This window comes from Clostridium sp. ZBS15, assembly GCF_023845705.1.
Classification (GTDB): Bacteria; Bacillota; Clostridia; order Clostridiales; family Clostridiaceae; genus Clostridium; species Clostridium aquiflavi.
The window spans coordinates 36376-63324 of sequence record NZ_JAMQHY010000009.1 but is presented as its reverse complement, the minus strand read 5'-3'; the positions used below and the strand labels follow the sequence as shown (position 1 = coordinate 63324).

The window sequence follows — 26949 nt, the reverse complement described above, 5'->3', positions numbered from 1 at the left end:
TATTAAAATATTTTAAGGAGAATAATATAAATAAGTAATATTTAGTATGCTATAATTATCAATATAATATGTAAGATTGTCAGGAGGAAGCTATGCTAGAGATATATCATGGAAGTAATGCTGAAATAGAATTACCAAAGTTACTTTTAGATACTAAGTTTAATAAAGACTTTGGAGAGGGTTTTTATTGCACAAATATAAAGAAACAAGCTATAAGATGGGCAATTAGAAAAGGCAGAGGAAGCGGTTTTGTTAGCAAATATGAATATAATTATTTAAAAACAATTGATTTAAATACCCTTAGGTTTAATGTTATGACAGAAGAATGGTTAGATTTTATAATAGCTTGTAGAGTTGGGAAAAAACACTCATATGATATAGTTGAAGGTCCAATGGCTGATGATGAGATATATAACTATATAAATGATTATATGGATGGTATCATATCAAGAACTGCTTTTTGGGAACTAGCAAAGTTTAAACATCCAACACATCAGTTATGCTTTTGTACTAAAAAATCATTAGAATGTTTAGACTATGAAGGAAGTGAATTACATGAAAAATAAGAACTTTGATAATAATTTATTTTTTACGTGTTCTATAATAGAGTATGTTTCAAGAATTACAAAAAATAAAAGAAGTTATGTTGTAAATATGCTTGGTGAAAAAGGAATAGGCTTTATTTATGAGTTTGCAGATGTGCTACATTCTGAAAATATAGATGCTGTTGCAGACGAACTTATAAATGATTATAAAATAAAAAATGGAAACTTTGATAATGTTAAAGAATGTGAAGACAAAGAATATAGGATTCCTTCTTTTTGGGATATAGGAAAAGTATATATGAGGTTAATTATAAAACTTGGTGGAATGAGTGCAACTAGGGTTATAGATGTATATAATTCGTATATAGCAGAGTGTATAAATGATTATACAATAGGGTTCTATTTTTCTAATCCACAGTGTATATATGAAAGTTACAAGAGTGGTACAATGTTAGATTAATAAAAAAACAAACTCTTATAATAACTATAAGAGTTTATTTTTTATGGTTGCGGGAGCAGGACTTGAACCTACGACCTTCGGGTTATGAGCCCGACGAGCTACCAGCTGCTCCATCCCGCGATATTATATTTTGTAAGTCGCCTTAGCTAACTTATGTACTTAGTATACCTTTATTAATATGTGATGTCAAAGCAGAATAATGTCATATTTTGACTTGAAAGTTAATGAGGTCTCTTAAGGTGGTAGATTACATCAAATACTATGATATGCTCCAGATATAAAAATATGATTTTTAATTTTATATTAAATATAATTATATAGTAGTATTTAAATAATAAGTATTGTTTGGGGGAAGAATTATGAGTAATGAACATAGTAGCATAAATAAAATGTGGAAAGAATATTTGAACTTAATTGGAGAAGATGAGATTACTACAAAATTAGAATATAATTCATGGAGTTTTGGAGATAACGAATCTTTAGCAAATGAATTAGTAGATTTAGTTTTAAAAGAAGAAAAAACAGCCACTACATCACTTTATTATTTGTATGAAGTGGAAAATGAACAGTTACCTAGAGTAGGACAATTGGGAATTGTTACAGATTTTTATGGTAATGCAAAATGTATAATAGAAACTAAATATGTTAATGTATTACCATTTTGTAATGTTAAAGCTGAATTTGCTTTTAAAGAAGGTGAAGGAGACAAATCTTTAGAATATTGGAGAAATGGACATATTGATTTTTTTAATAGGGAATTAAAAGATTTTAATAAGGAATTTGCAGAAGATATGTTGGTAGTTTGTGAAGAATTTGAAGTAATTTATAATTAAAAGAAAAAAATAGTTGATAAATTTGGTCGGAGAACTTATAATTTAATATAATAATAATTTAACATACTAAAATATGCTAAATTATAAGAAAACTTTGTAAAAAAATATTGGGGTGATAAAATGAATTTTGAACACATAAGCAGAGAAGATAATGAAATTTATGCTTTAATTGAAAAGGAATTAGAAAGACAACAAAATGGAATTGAGTTAATAGCTTCAGAAAATGTCGCAAGTGAAGCTGTAATGGAGGCTATGGGTTCCTATTTAACAAATAAATATGCTGAAGGATATCCAGGTAAGAGATACTATGGTGGATGTTATGTAGTAGATGGTGTTGAAGAAATAGCACGTGAAAGAGCTAAGGAGTTATTTGGAGCAGAACATGCAAATGTTCAACCGCATTCTGGTTCACAAGCTAATATGGCGGTTTATTTTACAATTTTAGAACATGGGGATACTGTATTAGGTATGGATTTAAGCCATGGAGGTCATTTAACTCATGGTTCACCAGTTAATTTTTCAGGAAAATTATTTAACTTTGTATCATATGGAGTAGATAAGGATACTGAAGAAATAAATTATGATGTAGTAAGAGAATTGGCTATAAAGCACAAACCTAAGCTAATAGTTGCAGGTGCAAGTGCATATTCAAGAATAATAGATTTTAAAAAGTTTAGAGAAATTTGTGATGAAATTGGAGCATACTTAATGGTTGATATGGCTCATATTGCTGGACTTGTAGCAGCAGGATTACATCCATCACCAGTACCATATGCAGATTTCGTTACATCTACAACACATAAAACTTTAAGAGGTCCTAGAGGTGGATTAATACTTTGTAAGGAAAAATATGCTAAGGACTTAGATAAAAATATATTCCCAGGAATGCAAGGTGGTCCATTAATGCATATTATAGCAGCGAAAGCAGTATGCTTTAAGGAAGCTTTAGATCCAAGTTTTAAAGAATATATGGCAAGCGTTGTAGAAAACTGCAAAGAACTAGGTGAACAATTAGTAAAAAGAGGGTTTAAGTTAGTATCTAATGGAACAGACAATCATTTAATTCTTGTAGATTTAAATAACAAAGATATTACAGGAAAAGATGCTGAAAAATTATTAGATGAAGTAGGAATTACTCTTAATAAAAATACAGTACCAAATGAAACTAGAAGTCCTTTTGTAACTTCAGGAGTTAGAATAGGTACAGCTGCTATTACAACTAGAGGATTTGAAAGAAAAGACATGGAAGAAATAGCAGATATAATTAATGAAACAATCATTAATAGAGATAAAGACTTAGAGCAATATAAGCAAAGAGTAAAAGCTTTATGTGAAAAGTATCCTCTATATAAATAATAATAGAATTTAATTATTTAAGATAAGCTGTCTCAAAATAGAAATGTAATTTCTGTTTTGAACAGCTTTTTTTCATATAAGGCTGTGTTTTAGTAGAGTGTTGATATATTACATGCCACTTTACCTATTATATATATCAACACATATTTAAAACAGAACCTTTTATAATTAACCAGAGTTTTAATTTGTGCATATAATAGATAGAATTAATTTAAAATAGGGTTTTATAATGAATAGTAAATTTATTAAGAGAATATCAAACGATAGTCCGGTATTAGAATTTGATAAAAAGTCTAAAATAGTTCTTATAAGTGATATGCATAGAGGTGATGGTGGAAATGCGGATTCATTAAGGCCTAATAAAAATATATACAAAGCAGCTCTTGGATATTATTTAAAGGATGACTTTAACTTAATTGAAATAGGTGATGGGGATGAATTATGGAAAAATAAGAATTGTATAGATATAGCTTACAATTATGATGATATATTTAAAATATTAAATAAATTTAATGCTAAAAAAAGATTATACTTACTTTATGGTAATCATGATATGGTAAAAGCTAAACCTAATTTTATACCTAAACAAGAAAAATTACTTGCTCAAATAGGATATAATTTTGGTAAAGAGTTAGTTAAACTTTATAATAATATACAATTTCATGAAGGTCTTGTTTTGAGATATACTCCAATGAACAAAGACATATTAGTTTTTCATGGTCATCAAGTAGATTTTATGAATTGTGAGTTATGGAAAATAAGTAGATTTTTAGTTAGATATGTTTGGAGAATATTAGAAGGCTTTGCAGGATTTAAGGCACCAGTGAGTCCGGCTAACAATTATGGAAAAGGAAGTAAAATTGATGAAATTTTAGAGAAAACAGCAAGAAAAGAAAAAAGAATGCTTATTTGTGGACATACCCATCATGATGTTTTTCCAGAAGCAGGAAAGGGTCTTTATTTTAATGATGGATGTTGTGTATTTCCGTCAACAATAACTACAATTGAAATAGTAGAGGGTCAAATATATTTGATAAAATGGAGTGTAGAAGTTGATGAAAAAAATAGTTTATATATAAAGAGAAGCATAATAGGGGGACCAGAGAAAATTGAAAAATATTTAGATTATGCAAAAAGACTATAAGTAAGAGGAAGTCTTTTTGTAGTTTAAATGATTTGGAGGAAAAATAATGAATTTTATTGATTTACATTGTGATACTGCAAGTAAAATATACTATGATAAATTAAACATAAAAAATGATGTTTGTAAGGTTACTTTAGATAAATTAAAAAAAGGAGAGGCTTTAGCACAAGTATTTGCTTTTTTTATAGATCAAGACATTACTAAAACCCCTTTTGAAGAGTTTTTAAAGCTTTATAATAACTTTAAACTTGAATTAGATAACAATTCAAATAAAATAGAAATTGTAACTAATATAAAAGAGTTAGATGAATGTAATAGAAAAAATAAAATAGGAGCATTTTTATCTATAGAAGAAGGGGAAGTAATAGAAGGTGATGTTGAAAAGTTAAGAGAAGTTTATAGAATGGGAATTAGAATAATTACAATCACTTGGAATTATGAAAATAAGCTTGGATACCCAAATGCAAACTATATTTTTAAAGAAAATGGATTAACATCTTTAGGTAAAGATATATTACAAGAGATGGAGATTTTAGGTATTATACCAGATGTATCGCATTTATCTGATGGTGGATTTTATGATTTGGTTAAATTATGTAAGAAACCTTTTATAGCATCACACTCTAATTCACGTGCAATAACTTACCATCCTAGAAATCTTACTGATGAAATGATAAAATTATTGTCAGATAAAGGCGGAGTAATGGGAATAAATTTTTGTTCTAGTTTTTTAGGTAATGAAGAAATATCATCTATAAAAGAAATGATAGCACATATAAAACATATAAGAAATATTGGTGGAATCGATGTTATAGCTCTTGGTAGTGATTTTGATGGAATAGATAATGAGGTTGAAATACAAAATTGCTCAGAGTTTTATAAGCTATATGATGTGCTTAAGAAAAATGGATTCACAGAAAATGATGTAGAAAAAATCTTCTACAAAAATGTTAAAAGAGTTTTTAATGATGTGTTAAAATAGACTTTATATTAGAAGATGTTTTGGGAAGGTGTCAATAGATGTATAAGTAAAATTGAGTAGATTATAGTAATTAAATCTAAGAATATTAAAATTGCAAAACTATTTTACTTACTGATTATATTACACATATTAAAAATATAGGGCTATAATTAAAACACGATTGAATAAATTGATAATTTTAAAAATAATATACTGAGTATTAAAATAGATAAGATGAGGAGAAAAAACGTGGGAAAATTAGTTGGGAAAATAGCGATTGTGACTGGTTCTTCAAGAGGGATTGGAAGGGGAATTGCTGTAGAATTGGCAAAAGAAGGCGCAAGCGTTATTATAAATTATTCTAAAGATGATGATGGTGCAAATGAAACACTGCAAGAAATAAAAGATGTTGGTGGATATGGTGCTCTGTATAAGTGTGATATATCGTCTTATGAAGAAAGTGAGAAGTTAGTACAACATACTATAGAGAAGTTTGGAAAGATAGATATATTAATTAATAATGCAGGAAAAAGTAATATAGGATTATTTATGGATTTAACTAAAGAAGATATTGATAATTTATTAAATACAAATTTAATAGGTGCTATGTATTTAACAAAGCATGTTATTAAAGATATGATATCAAGACAATATGGATCAATCGTGAATATTTCATCTATGTGGGGCGAAGTGGGAGCTTCTTGCGAAGTGGTTTATTCTACTACAAAAGGTGGAATAAATCTATTTACAAAATCTTTAGCAAAAGAAGTAGCAGCATCTAATATAAGAGTAAATTGTGTTGCGCCAGGAGTTATAGATACACAAATGAATGCTTTTTTACAAGGTGATGATAAAAAAGCATTAGAGGAAGAAATTCCAATGATGAGATTTGGAAATCCAAATGAAATTGGAAAAATAGTTTCTTTTTTATGTAGTGATGATTCTTCTTATGTAACAGGTCAAATTATAAGAGCTGATGGTGGATATATTTAAACTTAAATCTCAATTTATATTTTGAATATATAAATAAATTTTGGAATTATTATCCATAACTTAAAAATCTGAATCTTAAATCAATGTAAACATTAGTTATTAATGCTATTAATTTCAATAGTTTTATTGATTAGAGATTCAGATAAACTATTTTTTAGTATGACAAAATTACACAAATCAAATTCTACACATTTTCTTTATTATATTTTTTTGTAACCTTTTTTATATGCACACTTTTCACATAATGTCTGCAACCAACTATTGTTTTCATATATACTTCCTGTTTCTCCACATTCTTCACAAATTGTATCAGCTTTATATTCGTATTCCAAGATTACATCATACACTTCTTTTATACTTGATGATGCATCAAAATTTAATTCTCCATACTTTTCGTTAATTCGGTGAATTTTGAATTCGGATATGTCTGAATTATTTTTTTTATAAATTTCCTCTATTTTTTCAATGAGTTCAATTATAAGGTCATGCCAGCCAGTTCCATACTCATTACATGTATTAACCAACTCATTCCATATATGATCATTTAGATTAATATGAGGATATTTTTCTGTTAATGTTTGTCTAATAAACTTAAAATTCATTTTTAATACTACCTTTCTAATAAATTTGATTTTAATAAAATAACTTTTTTATTTGTTCATAGTACATTTATTATTCATAGTTTTTAAGTCCAGCGTAAAGTTGTTCTTTTACCCCATTAACAACTTCAGGTGGATGGATTACCTTACAATCACGGCAGTATTGAGTAGCCCATAATATTACACCTTGTACTGATGATTTAATAGTTACTTTAATCCAATTTTCATCAATAGGTAATATTTTTATTTCAAAGCCAAAACAATCATATAATGTATTAATCATCCAATTAGTATTTCTACACATAATCTCAATTGTTTTTATATCACCTGAATACATAATAACATGAGTAGCACGATATTTTCCTGGAATAATAGAACTCTTGGTATTATTTGTAAATAAATTATCTGGATCGTATATTGGATCCGCTTTAAAATTAACTAAGTCATCTGATATTGGAGTAACCTTTAATATTCTATCGACTCTAAAGTTTACTAAATTTATGTAAGATGGATTTTTAGCAATTAAATAGTAATAACCATTCGACCACATTAATAAGTAAGGAGTAATTTTTTTGGGATAACCTTTTTTTGCTACAAGTTGATGATTAGTATATTCTCCATAAATAATTTCAGCCTTAATTTTTTTATTGATAATATTACGGAGAATGCCTATGTTTTTTAATATATCTATATTAACATTTTTTAGATTATCTAATTTTTGAGATGCAATCCAATTTTTTAATCCATTATTAAAAAATTTTTGTTTACTTTTAGGTAATAGTTTGTTTAGCTTATCAATAAGTTTTTTTGTATCATCAAAAGATATATAACTATATACTTCAATAGCATCAGAAAGGAGATTAATTTCATTTTCCGATAAATCTGGCTCAATATAATAATATTGAACAGATTTATTTGAATAATTATCTGATTCATATTTCAGAGTAGTGTTTGTTGAAGCATTCGGATCTATTAAAGCATTATATATGTAAGTATTATTTTTTTTATAACATTGACGTACTTTAAAATCAAATCCTGTATAACAATTACAAGAAGCTATAATATTTTCAGTATTAGTGCGTTTACATGAACAATAACTTTTTTGAATTTCAATTATTTTAGCAAGGAATCTTCCAATAGTACTTTTATCTATCTTAATATAATAATTATTACAAAGTTTTTTAAAAATATCTGACGAGGAAATAGGTTCATCAACTGAACTATATTTTTTTAAAATATCCAGTATTAAGTAAATATTAAATCTATGTGTTTCTAATGGATTGTTATTTTCAATTGATTTATTTTTCATATACTAAATCCTTCTTTCTTTTATATTAATTATAAATGTATTACAAAATAATGTAAATATGCATAACATTATATGATAAAATTCTTTTATTAAAATATATAAATCAGAGAATGTTGAGGTGAATTATCATAAATAAGTTAAAGAAATTTAAAAGTAAATGTCTTGAATATATTAATTCAAAAACTATGAAGGAGTATCTTAATAATAATGATGATATACAATTTTCATTAAATGAATTAATGTCTATTGTACACAATAGTAAAAGACCATTGAGGAAAAAAATTAAATTTTACAAGGAAATTAAACAAACTTTCAAATTAAATGATGAAGAAAAAGAAAATATAGAAAGACTTATTTCTACATATGAAAAAACTTTTAAGTATATTAATAAATCTCATGAAAAAATAGTATATATTTTAAAACAAAATGAAGAATATCAAGGTGTATTTGATAATTATAAATATGTAAAAAAATACCATAATACAAACTATAAGGAGGAAAATGAAGAATACTCAAATGTATATTTAGACGATTATATTAAGGAAATAACATACTATACATTGGAAGAGGTAAATACTATTACAAATGATATTTTGGCTATATATAATTTTGATTCTGAATTAAATTGGATTTCTTATGAGTTTTATAATTATAGAATTCACAAAAGTATTCCTGATGTTAAGTATTCGTTTAATGGAACAGAATTTGTTTACAATAAAAATTATAATAAATATCCAGAAAATTTATATGTGTATATAAAAAGCCCATTTAAAATAGGAGATATTGTAGAAGATATACAAAATAAATGTAAGTATATAGTTATTAATCCAGAACTTCCAACAGGATCTGTAGTGGAGATTAGTGATAATTTTGATATGTGCATAACTGTTGTACCAATAAAATATAAAAATTTAGTAATAGAAAAATATTTTAATAAAAGAAAATTAAAGAATGAAAACTTGATTAATAAAAATAATCTTATTAATAGCATAGAAAATTTAGATGAATTATCTTTATATCATGAACACTTAAATATTTTAAATTTAGAATTGATTGAAGATATTAAGAAGATTAAATAAAAATTAATATACTTAATGCATATATGCATTAAGACAGATGATAGTATAGTTTTATAAAATAAATATATTTTTGGGAGGAATTAAAATGTTAGGATTAAAATTACAATTAAAATTAATAACTATGCTTTACTTAAAAAATAGCCAAGATGGAGTTATGATATTAGAAAGTATAATTTGTAAAATAAGTGACAGAGCAATTCTTAAAGAAATAGACATAAAAAAAGAAATGTATATATTTGAAGAGGTATTAAAGGAATTAGAGGAAGAGAGATATATTCATTGTTATGAAAACTTAATATATAAAGGAATTGAATTTACCATTGGGTTAGATCAAATAGCTGTAGAGAATTTTGAAAATTTTGAAGGAAGATTTTTGAATAGAGTAGGAATAAGTAGTTTAGAATATGTAGAAAACAATTTAGAATATTGTAGTTTATTAACAGAAAAAGAAGTGGAGCAAATAGCTAATATAGTAATTGAACTTGGATTAGCAGAAAAATATGTAGTGTATGATGGCATGGATTATAATGAATAAAGAGTTATTAAGTTTTATAATAATATAAAGATACTTATAATACCATCGATTGGTGATGGTACTAATTATGGGAGGATAAACTATGAGTCTTAATACTATAGCAAAGATGTTGAATATTGATACGTCTAGTAAATATTATGAATTACTTGAAGCAATTAATCTAAACAATAAAAAGAAAATAGAAATATTAATTAATAATAGTGAAATAATACCATATAAAGCTATTGCTAAAGCAAATACAGAAATATCTAAATGGTTTATAGAAACATATCCTGAAATAGTAAATAATATGTCCATTGAATTAATATTTGATGAACAAAATCCCATATTTTTAGAGAATTATTTAATAAATAATAAAATCAACGGAGATTTGAGAAGAAAAATTTTTAAGAAATACTTTATTAATATACATTATTCACAAAAAATTTACTATAATGAAGATGAAATTAATAGATTAGTAGAATGTAGTAAAATAATATTAAGGAATGAACCAAGCCTTATAAATAAACAACAAACTATAGAAAGTTTATATAATATAATAATGTTATGTGAATTAAATTCAAAAAGAAATCATATGTCACTAAATAAAAGTTGTGTAGAACTTAAAACATATTGTGAAAATACAAAAAAAGAATGGATCGATTGTACTAAATTTTTACAATTAAGCTTAATAGATCAAGAAAAAAATTTAAAGCAAATAAAGATCATAGAAAATATTTTAAAACAATATTTAAAAAATACAATACTTAAATGTGAGCCGGATAGATGTCTTTTATTTATATATACAATAAAAGATCTTAAGTTACCGTTAAAATATGTAGTTTGTATTAATAAAGATGAAGAATAAATTTTATAGAGTATTGTTTAAAACGGTACTCTATTTATTAAGTGTGCAAATTTTTATAGATGCATATTTTATAAGTTTAAATTTATAAATAGTATATATGATATAATGATATTAACATATTTTTATAAAAAAGGGTAAATAAGTAATGAAAGAAGTGGATAAAAATATAATAGCAGATATTATATATGATTATATTGTAGTGGGAATGTTACAAAGTGAAATAGGAAATAAATATAAACTAGAACAAAGAAGTTGCATTTCTCCTTTGATTAAGAAATATAATTTTAATAAAAAAGCAATTAATAATTATAAAAGTGGACAATCTAGAGGGAAATATAAAATATATAGATTTAGAGATAGAATTCATCAATTAAAAGTTGAAAAATATATTATTCAGGAATTTATAAGAAAATTTGATGGGAAAATGACTTTTGAAGATTTTTTAGAACAGCATTATTATAATAAGGCTAAAGATATAATATGTAATGATAGATTATATAAAAATAGTGGCTGTAATTTAAGAGACAATAATGAGAATAAGATATGTGGAAATAATAAATCATTTAATAGTGTAAATAATATGAGTAAAAAAACTTCTAATAATGATGGAATGTTAGGTTGTGCAAGTATTGTAGGAATTGGCATAGTAGTGTTATTTTTTATAAAAATTATTAAAAATAATACTACTGGAATTGTTAGTTTTATGAAATTTGGTTTTGCTATTGGATTTATATTATTTTTAGGTAGTGGATTTATATCTAATAAAAAAAATAATAATTCAGGAGTTTCTAGTGCAAAAAAATGTGGGCTTATTGGTATTGGGCTTATGTTTGCGATGTTCGCATTAAGTGCTTTTAGCTGTGGAGAAGCACCTGCAGGTGTAATTCTAGGATTAATTGCATTTGCAGCAATAAAAAGTGCATTATAAGTAAATACATTTAATTTATATATAGCAGGTTTATTACAATATTTAATAAAATATTTATTGTTTAAAATAATTATTATGAGGTGATGTTAAAATGAAGGCAAATGATACATTAGAAAAGTTTAAAGTGGAATTTGAACAAGATGAGAATTTACAAGATATAATACGTGAATTAAGAGAAAATAATAATAATAGAAATCGCTATACATCAACAGTAGATGCAACAATGTTTATTTTATTAGGATTTGAATTTAAAGATAAAGAAGAAGATAAAAAATCGTATATTCCTAATTTTATAAACAAAGATACATGTAGAAGAAATGTTGCTTCAATATTATCTACGAAGGAAAGTGATACAAGTAAAAATTTAAAATTGTTAACTAGTGATATCAAAGAAGATATTTTCAATATCGATAGGAGCAAAGTTTCATTTAATGATTTACAAAAAAAATTAGAAGAAATGGCTAGCAAAAATGAAAATATTAATAAAAAAAATATACCAGATATATTAAAATGTGTGGAACAAATCATAGGATTAAATTTGTACAAATTTACTGATAATGATGGATATATTAATGGAGAAAATAATGATATGAATTTCGAAGAACAAATAAAAAATTTAATTAATAATGGTGTAAATCAAATAATACTTACAGGTGCTCCAGGTACTGGTAAAACTTTTATAGCTAAGAAAATAGCAAATTCTATAGGAAAAGAATTAAATTGGAAAAAAGATAAAGATGACACTTTAATGAAATATGAATTTGTACAATTTCATCCATCATATGATTATACAGATTTCGTTGAGGGGTTAAGACCGGTTGAAATTAATGGAAATGTTACATTTAAAAAAGTAGATGGTATTTTCAAAGCGTTCTGTAGAAGAGTAATTGAAAATAAGAATAATGGACAAGAAGATAGAGAATATTACTTTTTTATAATTGATGAAATTAATAGGGCAGATTTGTCAAAGGTATTAGGAGAATTGATGTATGGTTTAGAAAAAGATAAAAGAGGACAAGAAAATAAAATAAATACACAGTACCAAAACTTACCAACTTTTGATATAGATACAAAAGAAAATATTGATAATAGTGAATTAGGTGATGTATTTAAAGAGGGTTTTTATATTCCAGAAAATATAATTATTATAGGCACAATGAATGACATAGACCGTTCTGTAGAAAGTATGGATTTTGCTTTAAGAAGAAGGTTTGAATGGAAAGAATTTATAGTTGAAAAAGATATGTTGAAAAATAGCTTTGAGCAACAAAACGAAGATGAAACTTATGCATTTGGAGAAGTAATCTATAAAAATGCCGACAAGCTTGCAGATAGAATAATGTGTTTAAATGGAATAATTAAAAAAGATGGTGCTAGTTTTTCATTAAATCGTCAATATTTTATTAGTCAAGGATACTTTGCTAATCTACCACAAAAGGTTGATCAATATAATTTTGAAGAAATTGATGACATTATTAAATATGTATGGAAATATCGTTTAGAAACTCTTATTAGAGAATATGTAAGAGGTGAAAATACATTGGAAGTAGAGAAGTTTATTGAACAATGCCGAAATTCAATGTATGGAAATATAGAAAATAAACCTAATGAGAATAAGAACGCAAGTGATGGAGAGGCAAATAGCTAATAAAGAGTGGTGAATATTATGAAAAATGAACCTTTATTTATAACTGATTACACAGCTATAAAAGGTGAAGAGAACATTGAATTGTGTGAAAAAATTCAAAAATCAATTTATCAAGGGAACAGTTCTATTATTACAATAGATGGAGACGAAGAATGTAAAACTCCTAAAGTATTTAATTGGTTTAATAATGAATATAGAACCCAAGAATATATTGGTTTATTAGAATTTGAAGGGCAAATGGTTACAATTGGATCACGTTTTGATAAGGGTGATAATCAATTTTTTCTAAATTATATTTTTTGTAAATCTTTTGATGTAAGTGGAAAGATTTTTAGTGATATGAAAGGAAATGGTAGTTCCGAATCTAACTGGGACATATTGCTAGCAATTACTTATATTAATCAACTTGAAGAAGCGTTAAAAAAAGGTTTATATAGACAGTACAGGCAATTTAATTATAATGATTCAAAAGTAAAAGGTAAAATTGATATATCCAGACACATTAAAGAAAATATTTTGTTTAATGGTAATATAGCATATTCTACTAGAGAATATACTATTAACAATCCAATTAATCAGTTAATATTATTAGCCTATACATATTTAGAGAAAAAATATCCTCATTTATTAAAAAATATAATTTCAAAAAAGTCTTTTATAAAAAAAGAAATTATTCAATTAAAGAAAGAAATTAATAATTTAGAAGAATTAAAAGTTCAGAAATTACTTAATGAAACTAAAAAGAATATTACTAACTCAGTATATAAAAATTATGAACCATTAAGGAAAACTTCAATTATGATAATTCGAAGAATGGGAATCAATATTTATAACAATAGTGGGAAAAATGTATGTGGTATGTTAATTAATATCAATAAATTATGGGAAAAATTTCTATATAATACTCTTTTAAAAAAGTTATTTAATTGTGTAGGAGATTATAACCAAGATGGTTATGAGATTATCAATAATCATAGAACTATAAAACCAGATTTTTATTTCAAAGATAATAAAATAGTAATAGATGCAAAATATAGAGAGGCATGGGGAAAAACATTAAATACAAAGGATGATAGATGGGGTGAAGATGTAAGAATTGATGTATTTCAAGTTTTATCATATATGTTAGCATTAAAATGTCCATTTGGAGGTGTTATATTTCCGGTCCAAGATAAAGATATTAGTGCATGTTACAAAAAGGAGAGTATTAGTGATTTATGTAATGACTATTACTTTTTTAGAGCACCATATTTAATTCCACATTCTGATAAATATAAATCATATGTTGAATTTGAAAATGCAATGACAAAAAATGAAGAGGAATTAAAAAAGAAGTTTGATGAATTAAAATAAGTATCTGATGTTAAATCTCTATCGTCAAAATTAAATTTTCTAATAAACTACCCATATGAGATTATCCTTTGTTAAGTGTTTGCACAAATTAACCATAACAAAGGAGAATCTCTTTTTCTATACTTTTTTATCACTTTTTAAGTGAAACTTGAAAAGTAGATTAAGTTAGGTATCGAGCCATATAAAGCATGGTATCTATTTTTTTATTCTCTAGGAAATTATAATCAAGTCAAATCTGTGGATAACTTTTGAAAGTATCAGAAATACACAGTCTGCGAAGCAGATTTTTTTATTAATAATTCAGGTTTATTTAAAATTAAAGGTGTTATTTCCTTGATTTTTTCTAAAATTTGAGTAGAAGTTGCTCCTAAATTAATAATTTTATCTATAAAATGATTCGTATGGATCTAAATTATTATTTTAGCATTAATGGCAAGATGCATTTAATTAAGGGGGTACTTCCTTTTTGTGCTATTAAGATGTAGTGATTTGGGGAATATAAATAAAGTTTAAATTTTATGGCATTTATTGTAATTATAGGAATAGTAATATTACATCCATAAGAAAAAATCGATAACTATTAAGAGTGTCATTTGTTGCACTCATACACCATAAGAATTTTAGTCAAATAAAACAATAGAATATATATTTATTTACAGAACAATTTAAAAGACGAGTAGACAAAATGAGGTATTTACAATCAGATAGAGGAAATTTATAATAACGTAAATAAGATCACTGATATAAGAGAAAATAAAGAAATTGAGGGGATTGATATAATAAATGAATCATGTAATAAATTTATATGTAGATGATATTAGAAAATGTCCAGATGGCTTTGTTATTGCAAGGAATTATGATGAAGCTATTGAACTTTTAAGGAGTAATACAATTGATACCTTATCATTAGACCACGATTTAGGTTTGAATGAAAATGGAATAGAGAAAAATGGATATGATATTGTAAAGTACATGTGTGAACATGGAATTAGTCCAAGGCAAATATATATTCATACCGATAATGTGGTGGGAAGAGATAACATGTATTATACCTTGATAGGATCAAGAGTTAGGGGATTTATTGAGAGTGGTACAGAGATTTATAAGTATGGATATACGAAAAATAGAATATGATTAATATAGTAGTTTGAGCAAGACGCATTCACTTTACAAATAAAAATTAAGAAAGGCAAATATTGTACTATGAATAATTGTACCTTTACTAATAATGAGTGTAAAGGAGAAACTACGTCCACTTGGCTAATTTTAGTAATGCAATTTGGACTAAAAGCTAATATTTTTAAGTATTTTAATGTTTTTTAATAAAAAATTATATTTTGTGCATATATGCATAAGAAGATTTGATATTATATTTTCATAGATTAATCATTGATTAAATGCTAGATTTATAAATAAAAAATAATTTTTATTATAAATCTATTTTAAAGTTTTAGAGAGGAGATATTTATAAAATATTATATTTAAGGAGATGACATAGTTTAGTTATGAACAATAATTTGAAAAATAAAAATATTGCAATAGCAGAGGATACTTTAAATATTTTAAGCAATGGATATTATTTATATAAGAGTAGAGATAAAAAGAATTTTAAGGATAATCTTGATTATTCAATAAATAATACTAAAGTGATAAAAAATTATAAATTATCATCTTATTGTAATTCAACTGTAGAAGCAGATATAGTATTTGAACAAAAAACTACAGTACAATCTATAATTGAAAGTTCAGGTAATTATGGGAATATAATAGTTCTTAATTTTGCAAGTGCCAAACATCCAGGCGGTGGATTTCTTAATGGAAGCAGTGCGCAAGAAGAAAGTCTAGCACGAGTTAGTGGTTTATATCTTTCATTAAAATCAAAACAAAGTGAATATTATGATAATAATATAAAGAATACCAATAATGGTATTTATAATGATAGTATGATATATTCCCCTTTTGTTCCATTTATAAAAAATGATATTGGAGATTTATTAGAGAATATTATTTTTTGTAGTGTAATAACATCTCCAGCAGTTAATAGAGGGGTAGCAATTAGTAGAGGGGTATCTGAAACACAGGTTAAAATTTGTATGGAGAAAAGAATAGGATTGATACTTGATTTAGCTATAAGTTTAGATGAAAGTAAAAATGCATTGTTAATTTTAGGCGCTTTTGGATGTGGAGTTTTTAAAAATAATCCTAAAGATATTGCACGAATATTTAAAAATCAAATCAATAAAAGAAATATTAAGTTAAAGGAAAAGAATATGAGAATATTATTTTCAATTCCGGATAAATTTAACTTAGATATTTTTATAGAACAGTTTAAAAATAAACAATAATAAATTAAACATTAATTATTACTAAAATATATCAGAAAAAGAAGTAGAAAAGTAAATCTTCTTTCTGAAAATAATAATTCATTAAGGAGATTATAAATTTATGAGTTATTGGATTAGTGATGCAAATTCTTCAAAGGAAAATTTTCGAAATAATGAAATATTTATTACTGGAGACATACATGGAAATGGATTTACAAGACTTAGAAATGCTGAAAAATTAGGCTGTAAAATATTGATTGTATGTGGTGACTTCGGATATATTTGGAATGATTTAAAAAGAAATAAATACAATTTGAGCATTATAAGTAAAATAGGAATTACAATATTATTTTTAGATGGGAATCATGAAAATTTTGATATTTTAGAGCAATATTCAATTAGTAAAATGTTTGGAGGAGACGTACAAATAATAAGTCAAAATATTATTCATTTACTTAGAGGACAAGTTTATACGATAGGAAATAAAAAAATATTTGTTATGGGTGGAGCTAATTCTACTGATAAAGAGTATATGATAGAAAATAATAGTTGGTGGAATCAGGAAGTACCAAATAAAAAGGAAAGAGAAAAAGGTATATTAAATTTAAAAGAAGAAGGTAATAAAATTAATATAATTCTTACTCATACGGCCCCCAGCAACATATTAAAAATAATGAAAAATGCAGGTCATAGAATTGATGAGTATACAGATTTTTTAGAAACTATAAATAATAAAATACAATTTGAACAGTGGTATTTTGGACATATGCATAAGGATATTAGTGTTGATGATAAGCATACTTGTGTCCATTATAAGTTTTATGATATTAATGGTAAAGAAAAGATTTAGAGAATGTATAGGAGCATATCTGAAATAAGTATAGAGTATTTTTAAAGTGTATTAAAAAATTAATAATTTTAAATATAAAGGGGTAATAAAAATGATAAAAAAATTAGCTTCAAGTCTATTGATAGTAGCATCTGTAATGGCAATGACTCAATTAGGTGTTTCAGCAGCGTGGAAAAGTGATAGCACAGGATGGTGGTATACAGAAGCTAATTCCTATTCAACTGGCTGGAAACAAATTGATGGGTTTTGGTATTATTTTGACGATAATGGTTACATGAAGACAGGTTGGCTACAAAATGGTGGTAAATGGTATTATTTAGTGCCAAGTGGAATAATGAAAATAGGCTGGTTAAAAGACGGCTCAAAATGGTATTATTTAGATGATAGTGGAGCTATGCTTACAGGTAAAGTAAGCGTAGGTGGTACAATATATGAATTTTCTAATGCTGGTAACTGGATCAATACTTCTGAAAATAAAACTAAAGACAATGTATCTAAAAATAATGTTGTTAGTAGAAAACCTTCGGAAGAAAAATTAAAAGTTACTTCAGATTGTAGTTGGTTTGAGGAGAATGGTAATAAGTACTTTAAATTAACAGGAAATGAGTATGCTAAAGAAGAATGGAATATAGATGATAATATATATTATTTTAATGAAGATGGTATAATGCAAACTGGTGAAATTATTATAGATGATGGTGTGAAATTTCATTTCGGAAGTGATGGAAAATATGAAAAATGTATTAATAAAGAAAATTGGAGATTATATGCTAATAATGGAGCGACTACAGGAGATTTATCAAATAAATGGCAAACTAAATGTATATCAAAAGATCCAAAAGTAAAGTTTGATTTAGATAAGTACCCATTAAGCATGTATAAGGTTTATTCTTCTGATCCAGAAAAAACCAAAACACATATAGTTGGAAAAGGAATGCAAGCAAGAACTGTATATGATGGTGCAGAAGTAAATGGAAGTACATTAAATTGTCGTACTAATGAAACAATTGCAATGTCAGTTTTAGAAATTAGTAATGTGAAGAACTGGAGTACAACTCCTAAATTATTAATAAAAGCTAGTTCCAGTGATAAGGATATAGCAACTTGTAGTTTTGACTTAAGTTATGCTGATGGTTATGTACGCTTGTTACATCCTTATGTAATTACTCATAAGCCGGGAAAAACAACTATTACTATAGATGCTAATGGAACAACAACTTCATTTGATGTAGTTGTAACGGAATAAAACTATATAAATATTATGATTGTTTTAATATATGTATAATTTATATAGAAAATTGAATATCATTTAGAGTATATATATTGAAATAACCTAATAGTTACATTTTAAACCTCAAAAAATGAAATGTTTCACTATAAAATGGGTGCCCAAAATGGCTTTTAGGTAAAATGTTGAGTATTTTGTTTTAAAATATTTACATGCATTATAAATTAAATTTTCATCATAAGCCCAAGTAGATTATGTTAAATGTTGTATAGATAATAATTATTAATGAATTTCTAAAATAAATATGCTAAGATGACCAATGAAAATAGATTTATTATAATACAAAAATAAAAACCATGCATAAACAGGAAAATAAATTTCTGCATATGTATGGTTTTTGTTTATAAAAATTTGTTTCTAGAAGAGCTACATTTTAATTAAAAATCTATTTAACTTCGTATATCCATCCTTCAGGAGCTTCTACATCACCTGTTTGGATTCCAGAAAGTATTTCATATAATTTCTTTATTGTAGGTCCAACTTCAGTTTCGCTATGGAACACAAATCTCTTTCCGTTATAATCTATAGCCCCAATTGGAGTTATTACAGCAGCAGTACCACAAGCACCAGCTTCTGCAAATTCATCTAATTGATCAACAAAAACCTCTCTTTCATATACTGGCATATTTAAATAATGTTCAGCTATATAAAGTAAAGAATATTTTGTTATACTAGGTAATATTGATGAAGATTTAGGTGTTACAAATTCATTATTTTTAGTTATTCCTATAAAGTTTGCAGCCCCAACTTCATCGATTTTTGTGTGGGTAGTAGGATCTAAATAAATACAATCTGCATATCCAGCATCGGTAGCTTTTTTATGAGCTTCAAGAGAGGCTGCATAATTACCACCAACTTTTTGTTTTCCAGTACCGTGTGGAGCGGCTCTATCAAATTCATCTTGAACGATAAAGTTACAAGGTTTTAATCCACCAGAGAAGTAAGGTCCTACTGGCATACAAAATACTGTAAAAATATATTCAGATGCTGGCTTTACGCCGATATTATCTCCAACTCCCATTATAACAGGTCTAATATATAAAGTTGCACCAGTGCCGTATGGTGGAACAAAATGTTCGTTAGCTTTAACAACTTGCATACATGCGTCTATAAATTTTTCTTCAGGAATATTTGGCATAAGAAGTTTATCACAACTTTCATTCATACGAGCAGCATTTCTATTAGGTCTGAATAATTGTATTTTTCCTTCTTTTGTTGTATAAGCTTTTAATCCTTCAAAAGAGCTTTGACCATAATGAAGAACAGTAGAAGCTTCACTCATTTTAAGCATATTATCTTCTACAAGCTTACCATCATCCCATTTACCATCTTTCCAAGTTGAAATATAACGATAGTCTGTTTTTATGTAACTAAATCCTAGTTTACCCCAATCCATATCAACTTTTTTCCCCATTGTACATTCCTCCATATCTATAGGCTTATTGCCTTTATTTAATACATTTTATTCTAACACTACTAAAACAAAATTTCTATAGTTAAGCATAAAAAGTCTTTATTTATTACTAGATTAATAACATAATTATAAAAATATTGATTAATTTATAATTATTTCCAAGGTTCTGCATCTGAAGGCATTCTCCAATCTCCTCTAGGACTTAAAGAGATACTTCCCACCTTTGGACCATCTGGTAAAGCGCTTCTTTTAAATTGTTGAGTGAAAAATCTCCACATAAATTTATTAAGCCATTTTTCAATTTCTTCATCACTATAATCATCTTTAAATGCTTCTTTAGCCAAAAATAAAATTCTATCTTTTGATGATCCGTGTTTTATAAAGTGATATAGGAAGAAATCATGAAGTTCGTAAGGTCCTACTATATCTTCAGTCTTTTGCGAAATTTCTCCATTTGCATCTTTAGGAAGTAATTCTGGACTTACAGGAGTATCTAAGATATCAATAAGTGTTTTACTAACTTCTGAATTAGATTCCTTTTCAGCAACATATCTAACCAAATATCTAACTAATGTTTTTGGTATAGATGGATTTACTGAATACATTGACATGTGATCACCGTTATAAGTACACCATCCAAGGGCTAGCTCGGATAAATCACCAGTTCCTATTAAAAGACCTTGTTCTTTATTAGCTAAATCCATTAAAATTTGAGTTCTTTCTCTTGCTTGAACATTTTCATAAGTAACGTCATGAATATTTTTATCATGTCCTATGTCTTTAAAATGTTGAAGAGAAGCATCTACTATATTTATTTCCCTTAAATCACAATTTAATTCTTTACATAAAGTTAATGCATTGTTATAAGTTCTATCTGTTGTTCCAAAACCAGGCATTGTTATAGTAACTATATTACTTTTATCTAAGTTAAGTAGTTCGAATGTTTTAACTATAACAAGAAGTGCAAGGGTAGAGTCTAATCCTCCAGATATTCCAATTACAGCTTTTTTAGAACTTGTATGTTCAAATCTTTTAGCTAAAGCAGCACTTTGGATATTAAATATTTCCTTACATCTTTCTTCACGCTCTATTTTAGATGATGGTACAAATGGATGTTTATCTATAAATCTGTCAAAGTGACTAATATTAGTACAGCCAAATTTAAAGTTTATTATATGAGGTTTTTTTCCTGTGAATTTAGTAGCATCTCTAAAGCTAAGGTTTTTTAGTCTTTCAGATTTAAGTTTAAAAATATCTACACAAGAGTAAATAACTTCATTTTCTCTTTGGAATCTTTCATTTTCTTTTAAAATAGAACCATTTTCACTTATCATTAAATGTCCACTGAATAATAAATCTGTAGAGGATTCATGCACTCCGGCAGAAGAATATACATAACTACAAAGACATCTAGCACTTTGATTTGAAACAAGACTTTTTCTATAATCTTTTTTGCTTACTAATTCATTTGAAGCAGATAAATTTCCTATTATATGTGCACCTAATAAAGAGAGGTATGAACTAGGAGGTATAGTTACCCATAAGTCTTCACATATTTCAACTCCGAAATTAGCTATTTGAGAAGAAAAGATGAGATTTGTTCCGAAAGGTACATTTTTTTGAATAGGTAAATCTATTTCTTGCGTTTCTAAAGAAAGTCCTTCTGTAAACCATCTTTTTTCATAAAATTCACTATAGTTGGGTATATATGATTTAGGAACTATACCTAATATTTTACCTTTGAAAAGCAAATAGGCACAATTATAAAGCACACTATTTATAAGTAGTGGTGCTCCAAGCGCAATTAACATATCACAATTTTCTGTAGCATTTAATATTTGATTTATTCCAGTTATTGATTTGTTTAATAAGGTATCATTTAAGAATAAATCTCCACATGTATATGAAGTTACACAAAGTTCTGGAAAAACTATAAATTTACTATTATTACTTTTAGCATCATCTATACATTTCAAAATATTAGATATATTATAATTGATATCTCCAACTTTAGTTTTTGGACATGCGGATGCAATTTTTATAAAATCCATATTAGATCAACTCCAATTTTTTTAGTATATGCCTTTAGTATAACCAAATAGCATTTGTATATATAATCATAATATGCTGAAAATTATATAAAATCAATTGGAATATGTTCGATAATAGTATATATGGTATTTTAAAGAAAAGTAAGAGATGGTAAATAATTGTTTAAAAGATAAGAAATATGTTGTAATAAAGTAATTAATACTGTATAATAGAGTTATCTTAAATAATTAATTGTTGCATATTAATTAATGGTATACTAATATTAAGAAATTTAGGAAATAAAAGAAAAGGGGTGAAGGTAATGGGAAGTATAATTTTCTGGATTGTGATTGCGGTTGCAGCATTTGTGATTGATGTTTTTACCAGCAGTTTTTTATTTGTATGGTTTTCCATAGGAGCACTTACAGCAATTTTTGCAGCTGGATTGAAAGCTACTTTTTTGTTGCAAGTAATAATATTTTTAATAGTAGGAATAATATCAATATCAATAGGATATCCATGGATAAGAAAGAAATATAAAAACTCAGAACATAGAATACCGCTTATGGAAGAGACATATATAGGCAAAGTTATAACAGCAGAAGAAAATATAGAGCAAAAAGCAACCTTAAAAATCAATGGAATATATTGGACTGTAGTTAATGAAGGGCAGAATATTCAGGCAGGCGAAAGGTTCATTATTACAAGCATTGATGGAGCAAAATTTAGAATTAAAAAGTTAGAGGAGGAAAACAAAAATGTTTAGACTTATAGGAACACCACTAATATTAATATTTATAATATTTACAATATTTTCGTCAATAAAAGTAGTAAATACAGGGTATTTATGTATTGTAGAAAGATTTGGACAATTCAGTAGAGTATTGGAACCAGGATGGCATTTCTTAATACCTTTTGTTGATTTTGTTAGAAGAAAAGTTTCAACAAAACAACAAATTTTAGATGTACCACCACAATCAGTTATTACTAAAGACAATGTAAAAATTTCAGTTGATAACGTAATATTCTTTAAAATGTTAAATGCTAAAGATGCAGTATACAACATAGAGGATTATAAATCAGGTATAGTTTATTCAGCAACAACAAATATAAGAAATATTCTAGGTAATATGAGTTTGGATGAAATACTAAGTGGTAGAGATTCAATAAACCAAAACCTTTTAAGTATAATAGATGAAGTTACTGATGCATATGGTATAAAGATTTTAAGTGTTGAAATAAAGAATATTATACCACCTGCTGAAATTCAACAAGCTATGGAAAAGCAAATGAGAGCTGAAAGAGACAAGAGAGCTATGATACTTCAAGCAGAAGGTCTTAGACAATCTCAAATAGAAAAGGCAGAAGGAGAAAAGCAATCTCAAATACTTAAAGCTGAAGCAGAAAAAGAAGCTAATATTAGAAGAGCAGAAGGATTAAAGGAATCTCAATTACTTGAAGCAGAAGGTAAAGCTAAAGCTATTGAACAAATAGCTATTGCGGAATCAGAAGCTATAAGAAAAGTTAATACTGCGATTATTGATTCTGGTACTAATGAAACAGTTATTGCCTTAAAGCAAGTTGAAGCGCTTAAAGAAATGGCGTTAAATCCAGCAAATAAGCTTATATTACCAAATGAAACTTTATCATCACTTGGAAGTATAGCTGCAATTGCAGATACATTAAAAGATTTCTCAAAAAAGAAGAATGATTAAAAATTTATAGAATTAATTTTAGGCATATTAGGTTTGTAACCTAATATGCCTTTTTGGTTACATAAAATTTGAGCAAATATAAGTTCGGAGAGCTTTAATTTTAAATTAAAGAGGAAAGTGGGGCGTTGAAGAAAAAGATATAAGTTTTCAGATATAGAATATATACTTTAGATTTAATGTGAATTATTTTATATAATAAAATTCAATTGTGTCAAAAGTATGTAAAATGAATAAGTGAATTGTAGTTTATTCATAAAATTGCAAAAAATATTATATACTATTAAAAAATTAATATGATATAAGTAGATAAACTCACAAATATATGGACAATCTTTGAACTGTAGAATATAATATAAATATAACAAATGCAAGAAAATAATTTTATAATTCATTTTCAAATGATTGGGGGGACTTTATGAAAAATAAATTAGGTTTGACTACAAAGGTATTTATTGCGTTAATACTTGGAGCAATCTGTGGTATAATTTTATATAACTTTGTTCCAAAAGGAACGATTAGAGATGTTATCTTGATTGATGGGGTATTTAAGATATTAGGAAAAGGATTCTTAAGGGCAATGCAAATGCTTGTAGTACCGTTGGTGTTTTGTTCATTAGTATGTGGTAGTTTAGCAATAGGTGATACTAAGAAGCTTGGAAAAGTTGGTATAAAGACAATGTCATTTTATATAGCTACTACAGCAATTGCTGTAACTATAGCTATTAGTGTTGGAAAACTTATAAATCCTGGAATAGGTCTTGATATGTCTAGTATTCAAATAACTGAACCAACTATAGCTGAAAGTAAAGCATTTTCTGATGTGATTTTAGATATAATTCCAATAAATCCAATAAATGCATTAGCAGAAGGAAATATGCTTCAAATAATATTTTTTGCGATGATGGTAGGAATTATTTTAGCTACTTTAGGGAAAAAAACAGAAATAGTAGCTGATTTCTTTAAGGCAAGTAATGAAATAATGATGAAAATGACAATGATAGTTATGGAGGTTGCACCTATAGGAGTTTTTTGCTTGATAGCAACTACATTTGCAACTATTGGATGGGATGCATTCACGCCTATGTTAAAGTATATGAGTGCTGTTTTCTTAGCTTTAGCATTACAATGTTTAGGAACATATATGATAATGCTAAAAGGATTTTCTAATCTTAGCCCTATAAAGTTTCTTAAGAAATTTGCACCAGTAATGAGTTTCGCATTTTCTACGGCAACATCAAATGCCACTATTCCTTTATCAATAGATACACTGAGTAAAAAGATGGGTGTATCTAAGAAAATTTCATCTTTTACTATACCGTTAGGAGCAACTATAAATATGGATGGAACAGCAATAATGCAAGGAGTTGCTGTTGTATTTGTAGCACAAGCATTTGGAATAAATCTTGGTATAAATGACTATATAACAGTAATACTTACTGCAACATTAGCATCTATAGGAACAGCAGGAGTGCCGGGTGTTGGACTTATTACATTATCAATGGTATTTAATTCAGTAAATTTACCTGTAGAAGGTATAGCTTTAATCATGGGCATAGATAGAATATTAGATATGACTAGAACTGCTGTTAATATTACAGGTGATGCTATTTGTACAACCATAGTAGCAAAACAAGAAGGTGAATTTAATGAAGAGATATTTGAAAATGAAGAGGAAGTTATAGATGAAAATATTATAGAAGCTTTATAAATATATGTTAAAATAAAGTATCTCTAAATGATTATGAAATCATTTTGAGGTGCTTGTTTTTATTTTTTTTAGTACTGATTAGTCTAAAAACATTGAATAAAAGATACAAAAGTATTAAAATATGATACATAAGTAAAATACATATGAAAATTATAAGTTTTTGTTTGAGGTGAATAAATGAAAAAAAGAAATTTAATAATATCTATGGGTTTAATTTTTATTTTGGGATTTAGTCTAATAGGGTGTAATTTACAGGATGATTATGTTTTGACTGTAAAACAATCAGAAGATGAAACACCATCTTCAGAAAAGGTTGATGATATATTTGATTCAGATGACATTCAAGAATTAAAAGACAAATTAAGAGATACTCCATCTGAAATAGCAGATAAAATGGACGAGTTTGATGAAGACAAAGAAAGAATGATGAAAGAATTCGCAGATAAAGCTGATGAATTAACAGATAAATTAAATCAAGCCGATCTAGAAGGTAAAAGTGAAGACTTAAAGGATAAATTCGATGAAATAACAGACAAATTAGACGAACTTAAAGATAATGTTGATGAAGCTAAAGATAAAATTGAAGATAAAAAAGATGAGGACATTATTGATAAAACAGAGGTGACAGATTTAAAAGATCAATTTGAATTACAAATTGAAAATTTACAAAATGCACTTGATAGATTTGGAAAGAAATAAAAACATAAATGTTATGTTTTGGTAGTACATTTATATAAAACAGAGCTAATAATGAAAAACAGGGTATAAGAAAGTATATTTTATTTTCTTATACCCTTGTTTTTATAAGTATTTTAAAAAGTTAACAAGTAAATAGTACTAACTATAAGAGACTAAATTTTTATTATATATAAATAAGGATTAATTTTATTATGCCCCTATTTTATTTAATTCATACTTATTTTTGTGATTAATATTTTCTAAAACATTTAAATTTTTCTGAAAACCAACAATGAAAAAATTAAAATTAGGATATGTTTTAAATGCGTGTTGATATATGCAATAGGTAAA

Annotated in this window: 25 protein-coding genes and 1 tRNA gene; 21 read left to right on the top strand and 5 right to left on the bottom strand. The window is 26.3% G+C overall.

Annotated elements, in window-relative coordinates; translation table 11 throughout:
* Positions 1 to 92 precede the first annotated feature (92 nt).
* Positions 93 to 566, top strand: a complete 474-nt coding sequence (locus tag NG904_RS04170) for a DUF3990 domain-containing protein (RefSeq protein WP_252229998.1) — start codon at positions 93 to 95, stop codon at positions 564 to 566.
* On the top strand, positions 556 to 1005 hold the full coding sequence (locus tag NG904_RS04165; protein ID WP_252229996.1) for a hypothetical protein: 450 nt from the start codon (positions 556 to 558) through the stop codon (positions 1003 to 1005). The genes NG904_RS04170 and NG904_RS04165 overlap by 11 nt, the downstream gene beginning before the upstream one ends.
* Positions 1006 to 1049: 44 nt before the next feature.
* Here the strand turns inward: NG904_RS04165 and NG904_RS04160 are convergent.
* A tRNA-Met gene (locus NG904_RS04160) sits at positions 1050 to 1125 on the bottom strand.
* 239 nt (positions 1126 to 1364) lie between these two features.
* Here NG904_RS04160 and NG904_RS04155 point away from each other — a divergent pair.
* The 5 genes from NG904_RS04155 to ymfI all read left to right on the top strand — a co-directional run bounded on the left by NG904_RS04155 (position 1365) and on the right by ymfI (position 6292).
* Entirely contained in the window at positions 1365 to 1838 is a 474-nt protein-coding gene (locus NG904_RS04155) for an ASCH domain-containing protein (RefSeq protein ID WP_252229994.1), read from the top strand.
* A gap of 120 nt (positions 1839 to 1958) precedes the next feature.
* Positions 1959 to 3194 (top strand): serine hydroxymethyltransferase, encoded by a 1236-nt coding sequence (glyA, locus tag NG904_RS04150; protein WP_252212441.1) that lies wholly within the window; start codon positions 1959 to 1961, stop codon positions 3192 to 3194.
* A 229-nt stretch (positions 3195 to 3423) separates the two neighbouring features.
* A complete protein-coding gene (locus tag NG904_RS04145) occupies positions 3424 to 4338 on the top strand; it encodes a metallophosphoesterase (protein WP_252229992.1) in 915 nt (304 codons plus the stop codon).
* Positions 4339 to 4384: 46 nt separating this feature from the next.
* Complete coding sequence (locus NG904_RS04140; RefSeq protein WP_252229990.1) at positions 4385 to 5320, top strand: dipeptidase; 936 nt, start codon at positions 4385 to 4387, stop codon at positions 5318 to 5320.
* 228 nt (positions 5321 to 5548) lie between these two features.
* A complete protein-coding gene (ymfI, locus tag NG904_RS04135) occupies positions 5549 to 6292 on the top strand; it encodes an elongation factor P 5-aminopentanone reductase (RefSeq protein ID WP_252229988.1) in 744 nt (247 codons plus the stop codon).
* Positions 6293 to 6492: 200 nt separating this feature from the next.
* On the opposite strand, the gene NG904_RS04130 is transcribed toward ymfI, so the two are convergent.
* Positions 6493 to 6894, bottom strand: a complete 402-nt coding sequence (locus NG904_RS04130; protein ID WP_252229986.1) for a hypothetical protein — start codon at positions 6892 to 6894, stop codon at positions 6493 to 6495.
* A gap of 70 nt (positions 6895 to 6964) precedes the next feature.
* Positions 6965 to 8200: a helix-turn-helix transcriptional regulator gene (locus tag NG904_RS04125; protein ID WP_252229984.1), complete on the bottom strand. Its 1236-nt coding sequence runs from the start codon at positions 8198 to 8200 to the stop codon at positions 6965 to 6967.
* A gap of 185 nt (positions 8201 to 8385) precedes the next feature.
* Here NG904_RS04125 and NG904_RS04120 point away from each other — a divergent pair, with 185 nt between their 5' ends.
* The 10 genes from NG904_RS04120 (at position 8386) to NG904_RS04075 (ending at position 19010) form a co-directional block, all read left to right on the top strand.
* A complete protein-coding gene (locus tag NG904_RS04120) occupies positions 8386 to 9279 on the top strand; it encodes a hypothetical protein (RefSeq protein WP_252229982.1) in 894 nt (297 codons plus the stop codon).
* Between the two features lie 85 nt (positions 9280 to 9364).
* Positions 9365 to 9814 carry a hypothetical protein gene (locus tag NG904_RS04115; protein ID WP_252229980.1) on the top strand — a complete coding sequence of 150 codons (450 nt, stop codon included), beginning with the start codon at positions 9365 to 9367 and terminating at the stop codon, positions 9812 to 9814.
* 82 nt (positions 9815 to 9896) lie between these two features.
* Positions 9897 to 10661: a hypothetical protein gene (locus NG904_RS04110; protein WP_252229978.1), complete on the top strand. Its 765-nt coding sequence runs from the start codon at positions 9897 to 9899 to the stop codon at positions 10659 to 10661.
* 145 nt (positions 10662 to 10806) lie between these two features.
* Positions 10807 to 11589: a hypothetical protein gene (locus NG904_RS04105; RefSeq protein WP_252229976.1), complete on the top strand. Its 783-nt coding sequence runs from the start codon at positions 10807 to 10809 to the stop codon at positions 11587 to 11589.
* 91 nt (positions 11590 to 11680) lie between these two features.
* Complete coding sequence (locus tag NG904_RS04100) at positions 11681 to 13237, top strand: McrB family protein (RefSeq protein WP_252229974.1); 1557 nt, start codon at positions 11681 to 11683, stop codon at positions 13235 to 13237.
* An 18-nt stretch (positions 13238 to 13255) separates the two neighbouring features.
* Positions 13256 to 14590, top strand: a complete 1335-nt coding sequence (locus tag NG904_RS04095; RefSeq protein WP_252229972.1) for a 5-methylcytosine restriction system specificity protein McrC — start codon at positions 13256 to 13258, stop codon at positions 14588 to 14590.
* 783 nt (positions 14591 to 15373) lie between these two features.
* Positions 15374 to 15724, top strand: coding sequence for a cyclic-phosphate processing receiver domain-containing protein (locus NG904_RS04090; protein ID WP_252229970.1), 351 nt, complete (start codon positions 15374 to 15376; stop codon positions 15722 to 15724).
* Positions 15725 to 16095: 371 nt separating this feature from the next.
* Positions 16096 to 16935, top strand: a complete 840-nt coding sequence (locus NG904_RS04085; RefSeq protein ID WP_252229968.1) for a TIGR02452 family protein — start codon at positions 16096 to 16098, stop codon at positions 16933 to 16935.
* Between the two features lie 100 nt (positions 16936 to 17035).
* Positions 17036 to 17764 (top strand): metallophosphoesterase family protein, encoded by a 729-nt coding sequence (locus NG904_RS04080; RefSeq protein WP_252229966.1) that lies wholly within the window; start codon positions 17036 to 17038, stop codon positions 17762 to 17764.
* 91 nt (positions 17765 to 17855) lie between these two features.
* On the top strand, positions 17856 to 19010 hold the full coding sequence (locus NG904_RS04075) for an N-acetylmuramoyl-L-alanine amidase family protein (protein ID WP_252229964.1): 1155 nt from the start codon (positions 17856 to 17858) through the stop codon (positions 19008 to 19010).
* 427 nt (positions 19011 to 19437) lie between these two features.
* Here the strand turns inward: NG904_RS04075 and NG904_RS04070 are convergent, their stop codons facing one another.
* Positions 19438 to 20466 (bottom strand): branched-chain amino acid aminotransferase, encoded by a 1029-nt coding sequence (locus NG904_RS04070; protein ID WP_252229962.1) that lies wholly within the window; start codon positions 20464 to 20466, stop codon positions 19438 to 19440.
* A 152-nt stretch (positions 20467 to 20618) separates the two neighbouring features.
* Positions 20619 to 22517 (bottom strand): NAD(+) synthase, encoded by a 1899-nt coding sequence (locus NG904_RS04065; RefSeq protein WP_252229960.1) that lies wholly within the window; start codon positions 22515 to 22517, stop codon positions 20619 to 20621.
* 302 nt (positions 22518 to 22819) lie between these two features.
* Between NG904_RS04065 and NG904_RS04060 the strand changes: the two genes are divergently transcribed.
* From NG904_RS04060 to NG904_RS04045, 4 genes are all read left to right on the top strand, one after another.
* Positions 22820 to 23263, top strand: coding sequence for an NfeD family protein (locus NG904_RS04060; RefSeq protein WP_252229958.1), 444 nt, complete (start codon positions 22820 to 22822; stop codon positions 23261 to 23263).
* The gene (locus NG904_RS04055; protein ID WP_252229956.1) at positions 23256 to 24212 is read left to right on the top strand and encodes an SPFH domain-containing protein; all 957 of its coding nucleotides are present in this window, start codon (positions 23256 to 23258) and stop codon (positions 24210 to 24212) included. The genes NG904_RS04060 and NG904_RS04055 overlap by 8 nt, the downstream gene beginning before the upstream one ends.
* Positions 24213 to 24627: 415 nt before the next feature.
* On the top strand, positions 24628 to 25920 hold the full coding sequence (locus NG904_RS04050) for a dicarboxylate/amino acid:cation symporter (RefSeq protein WP_252229954.1): 1293 nt from the start codon (positions 24628 to 24630) through the stop codon (positions 25918 to 25920).
* Positions 25921 to 26097: 177 nt separating this feature from the next.
* On the top strand, positions 26098 to 26619 hold the full coding sequence (locus NG904_RS04045) for a coiled-coil domain-containing protein (RefSeq protein ID WP_252226834.1): 522 nt from the start codon (positions 26098 to 26100) through the stop codon (positions 26617 to 26619).
* Positions 26620 to 26949 lie beyond the last annotated feature (330 nt).